This is a genomic window from Pseudomonas sp. TJI-51 (assembly GCF_000190455.2).
Lineage (GTDB): Bacteria > Pseudomonadota > Gammaproteobacteria > Pseudomonadales > Pseudomonadaceae > Aquipseudomonas > Aquipseudomonas juntendi.
The window spans coordinates 1-4,842 of record NZ_AEWE02000149.1; the positions used below are offsets into that span (position 1 = coordinate 1).

The following is a 4,842-nucleotide window of genomic DNA, read 5'->3' on the forward strand; positions in this document are numbered from 1 at the left end:
GGATGATGGATCCCTTACGTACAGGTGGTTGACCTTGCGGCCATCTGGCAACGTCAGCGTGGTCAAGTTGCTGAGTACATCGTACTCATAGCCCAAGGCACCGCTCGGGGTCAGTTCCTGTGTCAGGCGCCCTAGAAGATCATTGCCGTGGACAGGTCGAGACCAACCGTAACTCATGCACCAACTGCGAACATCGGTACGCGCTTGGTTTCGTGTCTCCAAACTCTGTAGCTTACCAGTACTGACTCTGCCACATGACACGGAGAGCCGTCGCCGAATACTCTTGAAGAGTACGATTGATCAGCTTACAACCTTATGCGCACCTATCTCACCAACAACTTAATCTCTTTAAATATCGTTGAATTCAGCCCACGTATCATATGTATATTTCTCATCAACCGCTTCAAACCTGACACCCTTCAAACCACTGGCGGCAGCTTTAAATCTCTCACTGCAAAACAACTCCAACGTTTCCTGACATCTAAAAAGATCACCTTCCAATGTCGGAGTCATCACGAAACTCGAAATGCTCTCTATACTCACAGAACCTGGATAAATAGGACTTTCTACCTCTAAACCGGTGACCATGTCTTTTGAGACCTCAAACACCGACTTGCTCTTATCTAGCGCCGCCAGACTTTCACCAGGAATAAATATATAAAACTCATCCTTCCGCGAAGCCCCGCCATATGATATTTCGAGTGGGATAGCCCTGTACTTTGCGCCCACGCCATCGCAAACTTCTAAGAATCTTTTCGACACGTAAGTGTCGCCAAGCTCATAGAAGTCGAAATCCAAATCATTGAGTGGCACTTCAAGACTGGTCAGTTCCAGAGCATACATCTTTTCTATCACCAGCTCCATTGGGTTAATCTCGAAAGCGCCCCACTCAAACTCTTCACAATTAAAAAAACCCGACAATACAGTCGGACAGCCCGCATCATGAGAGTCATAGCGCAGAGCATAATATTTCATACTACTCACAGTAGCCTCCCAGTAACAGAGTCCACTACAAAATTATTATTCATTAGATTTTCTCTTGCGAAATTCTGAATCTTACCAATACCCAACACCAACTGGGTGTCTGAAATTTTTCCAGCGCTGAATGCGTCATTTAGTGCTGACACTTTGGTCTCTATCGCCTTAGTATATCGAGAATGGCTAGACCAATGCCCAGGAAGATCAATTTTTTGCGTCAAACCTTTAGTGCCAGGCAAAAATATACCATTGGATGCCCCGTCATCGTTGAACCCCATTGATCGGAGTCTGTTAAACATTTTTGCATAACGCGGCTTCTTAAGGATCTCTTCCGGAATGAGGTGATGGTTCGCCATCCCATCGCCTTTTTTGGCACCCATGCTATTACCCAGCTTCGTCGAACACCACCCCAGCGGATCGATTTCCTGAACAGGATTTTCAGCATATAAATAGACATTAATTCCACCTGCAAGCCCTATAGGATCCTGGGACAGAAACCGTCCGAGCTCAGCATCATAGAAACGGAACGTATTGTAATGCAGCCCAGCTTCAGAATCGAAATACTGACCTGGGAAGCGCAGATTCTGCTCGACCTGATTGACGACCAGATTCTCTATCGCACCCCATGAACGATACGTCGCCTGCCAAACGGTCTTGCCGTCACTGTCCGTCAATTCCAACGGCGTACCAATCTGGTCAGTATGGAAGTAATAAAGCTTCTGCGCTTCCCCTTCAGCTTGATCAACCCGCGCCAACGGCGCATAGCTACCCGGCTCGTACAGGTACAGGATGTTCTGCCCAGGCGTTTCCTCCCGCAGCATCCGCAAGCCTTGCCACAGAAAGCGCTTCTGTTCGACCTCGCCGTTGATTTCAGCCCGCTTGGCCACCCGCCGCCCAAGGCTGTCGTAACGGTACTCGCCTCGGCTTGCCAGCTTGCCATTGACCAACGTCTCCGCCCGCACCAGCCGGTTCTCGCAGTCATAGCTAAAGTTCTGCAGCTTGCTATGCCCCGAGCGCTTCTCGATCAGGTTGCCCCACGGGTCGTAGCGGTACTCCTGATCCCGCCACTGTTTGATGCGGTTGTCCTTGACCTTGGCAAACTGCCGCGCATTGAAGTCCAACCGGTTAGCTGCCGGGTCGTAGCGGAATTCCTCGCTCCCGATCAGCGAGCCAGTATCACGGCTGCGCAACTGGCCATTGGCTTCATACTCGTACTTGATCTCGCCGCGTAGCTTGTCCAGCGTACGCACCAGTTCACCGGCAGGGTCGTACTGGTAACGGCGGTGGATCGGGTTGTAGGCATGCTCGACCAGCAACGACGTGTTGATGCCGGTGTTGTGCACCTGCGAGAGCTTGTCGGCCGGCAAGGTCGAGGCAAACTGCCAGGCCTTGCGCCCCATGGCGTCATAACCGAAGCAACTGGTGAGCTTGCCCTGGGTGCGGTACACCTCGCGGTGCAGGTCATCGCGCTCCATGTCACTGATGACCTGGCCGTCCAGGTTCAACTGGTGCAAATGGCCGCTGCCGTAGTACAGGTGGTTGACCTTGCGGCCATCTGGCAACGTCAGCGTGGTCAGGTTGCTGAGTACATCGTACTCATAGCCCAAGGCACCGCTCGGGGTCAGTTCCTGTGTCAGGCGCCCTAGAAGATCATAGCTGTAGCCAAGCTTTTCGACGGTGACACCCAACTGCCTGCCTGCAGGTGTAGGTTGACGCTGAATGCTCAACAGCCGGTCAGCGTCGTCGTAACCGAAGTCTTGTCGTGCATCGCCGTTGACTTTGGCCAGTAAACGGCCAATGGCATCGCGCTCGAACAGCGTGCTGCGCTCGGGACGTTCACCACTTTCGCCATAGCCGATTTCGTCGAGGCGAATCAGGTGACCGCCAGCGCGGTAGCTGAAGCGCAGGATCAGGTTGTCGACCCGTGCTACCTCACTCAAGCGGTCCGATACGCATAGACATACTGCCAATGGTTGACTTACGTCCTAATTTTTCAAAAAGTTGAAAGTCGTCACATGCGCTGGCCCTTAAATAGCCAATAAGAGGGTTAGCATAATTAATTTCGAGTGCAGTCTTTAACACTAGACCATAACAAACCTGAAGCTTATCAATTAACCCTACTACCCAACACTGATTTAACCGCGCCAATGTATTTCTTATCTTCATGCCTAAAAACGTCATCACCTTCTAAAAAGTAGGCTTTACATAGATAATCCATCGCTTTCGGATCTGCTTGTTCGTACAGGCACTGACCGAGCCGCAAGAGTACAAAACTGTTGTGAGAACCATCCGCACCACCCATGGCATCAAAAAATTCTTCCGCGGCATCAGCATAATTTTTCAAGTGAAAAATTGCATCCCCAACACTGGCTTTAAGCCAAACAAACGCATCCCACTGCACATATGGCTCGGGCAACTTTATCAACGCAACTCGATAAGCCTCAGCTGCCCTCAAGTACTCTCCTTTATCCATCAATTCGTTACCCTGCTCACTTAGAGCAAGAATTTCGTCATATAGCTGATCTGGCAAATCTTTCATTTTTCTTCATAGCCAGTAAAAAAATCCAGATATTTTTTATCAAACCCTTGAAAAGCTCTCCCCTTACCAAGCTCAAAGGCCTTTTTAAAAAACTTGTAAGCCGATTCTTTTTCATTCGCACCAAGATGAGATGCACCAAGGAGTATGAAACTTGACGTCTCGCGAGGGGGTTTTGTTTGAACTGCCCTAACTGCCCAAACTTTCGCTTCGTCATAGCACTCAAGCTCTAAGTAAAGCCTGGAATAACACTTGGCAATCCAATGAGCAAGGTCCCACTGTTCTTTAGGCTCAGGCAGCATATTCCAAGATTCGCCGTACTTCTCCAGCGCAGATTCATAGGCGCCAGCCTCATGCAATAAATTACCCGCCTCTACAATCGCGACAATCTCTTGAGATAACGGCAAATTAATTTCCGACAAATCGTTCATGCACACCTCAATAGCTAAAATATTCATGCGGCCCGATAAAATTATCTGGCGACCTATAAAACTGGTTCAGCCTGGCACCTGCCGACCGATTGAATGAAAAGTGCTCTAACTCATAATTCTTAGAGTCAAGCATCCATTTCCGAACTTCTTTGGACTTGGCACCGAAGAAACCTCCGCGATCATTCCAATAAGTCACCGCATCATACTTGTGCGCCATGTCAGCTTCCGCAACCGAGTACCACTGCTTGTCTGTCGAACTTTTAAACTCCATTTCATTACCGCGACCTCGAATACGCCCCTCTTTTCTCATGGCCTCAATAACTTCTCGACCAGTTTTGCTGGATTTGCCCGGCGTCCTTCCTAAATACTCAGTCCGGCAGCTTAGTCCCCACGGATCAATCCACCCAGTCGAGTTAGGTGCAAATGCATATAAATTAATCCCACCCAGCAAACTTATGGGATCATGAGAAATAAACCTGCCTACTTCTGCATCATAGAACCTTAATGTATTATAGTGCAGCCCTGTTGCAGAATCGAAATACTGGCCCTGGAAGCGCAGATTCTGCTCGACCTGATTGACGACCAGATTCTCTATCGCACCCCATGAACGATACGTCGCCTGCCAAACGATCTTGCCATCACTGTCCGTCAACTCCAACGGCGTACCAATCTGATCCGTATGGAAGTAATAGACCTTCTGCCTTCCCCCTTCAACCTGATCAACCCGCGCCAACGGCGCATAGCTACCCGGCTCGTACAGATACAAGATGCTGTGCCCAGGCGTTTCCTCCCGCAGCATCCGCAAGCCTTGCCACAGAAAGCGCTTCTGTTCGACCTCGCCGTTGATCTAAGACCGCTTGGCCACCCGCCGCCCAAGGCTGTAGTAACCGTACCAGC

Annotated in this window: 3 protein-coding genes and 3 pseudogenes; all 6 read right to left on the minus strand. The window is 49.9% G+C overall.

From position 1 onward, the window contains the following. A pseudogene (locus tag G1E_RS30325) lies at positions 1 to 141 on the minus strand (RHS repeat domain-containing protein); the annotation flags it as partial. Positions 142 to 348: 207 nt separating this feature from the next. After that, positions 349 to 975, minus strand: coding sequence for an imm11 family protein (locus G1E_RS25140; RefSeq protein ID WP_165944178.1), 627 nt, complete (start codon positions 973 to 975; stop codon positions 349 to 351). A gap of 5 nt (positions 976 to 980) precedes the next feature. Then, positions 981 to 2,927 (minus strand): annotated as a pseudogene (locus G1E_RS25145) (RHS repeat-associated core domain-containing protein); the annotation flags it as partial. Positions 2,928 to 3,085: 158 nt separating this feature from the next. Next, positions 3,086 to 3,517, minus strand: a complete 432-nt coding sequence (locus G1E_RS25150; RefSeq protein ID WP_009681916.1) for a tol-pal system YbgF family protein — start codon at positions 3,515 to 3,517, stop codon at positions 3,086 to 3,088. After that, positions 3,514 to 3,945 carry a hypothetical protein gene (locus G1E_RS25155; RefSeq protein WP_009681917.1) on the minus strand — a complete coding sequence of 144 codons (432 nt, stop codon included), beginning with the start codon at positions 3,943 to 3,945 and terminating at the stop codon, positions 3,514 to 3,516. The genes G1E_RS25150 and G1E_RS25155 overlap by 4 nt, the downstream gene beginning before the upstream one ends. A 7-nt stretch (positions 3,946 to 3,952) precedes the next feature. Beyond that, positions 3,953 to 4,842, minus strand: a pseudogene (locus G1E_RS28075) (RHS repeat-associated core domain-containing protein); the annotation flags it as partial.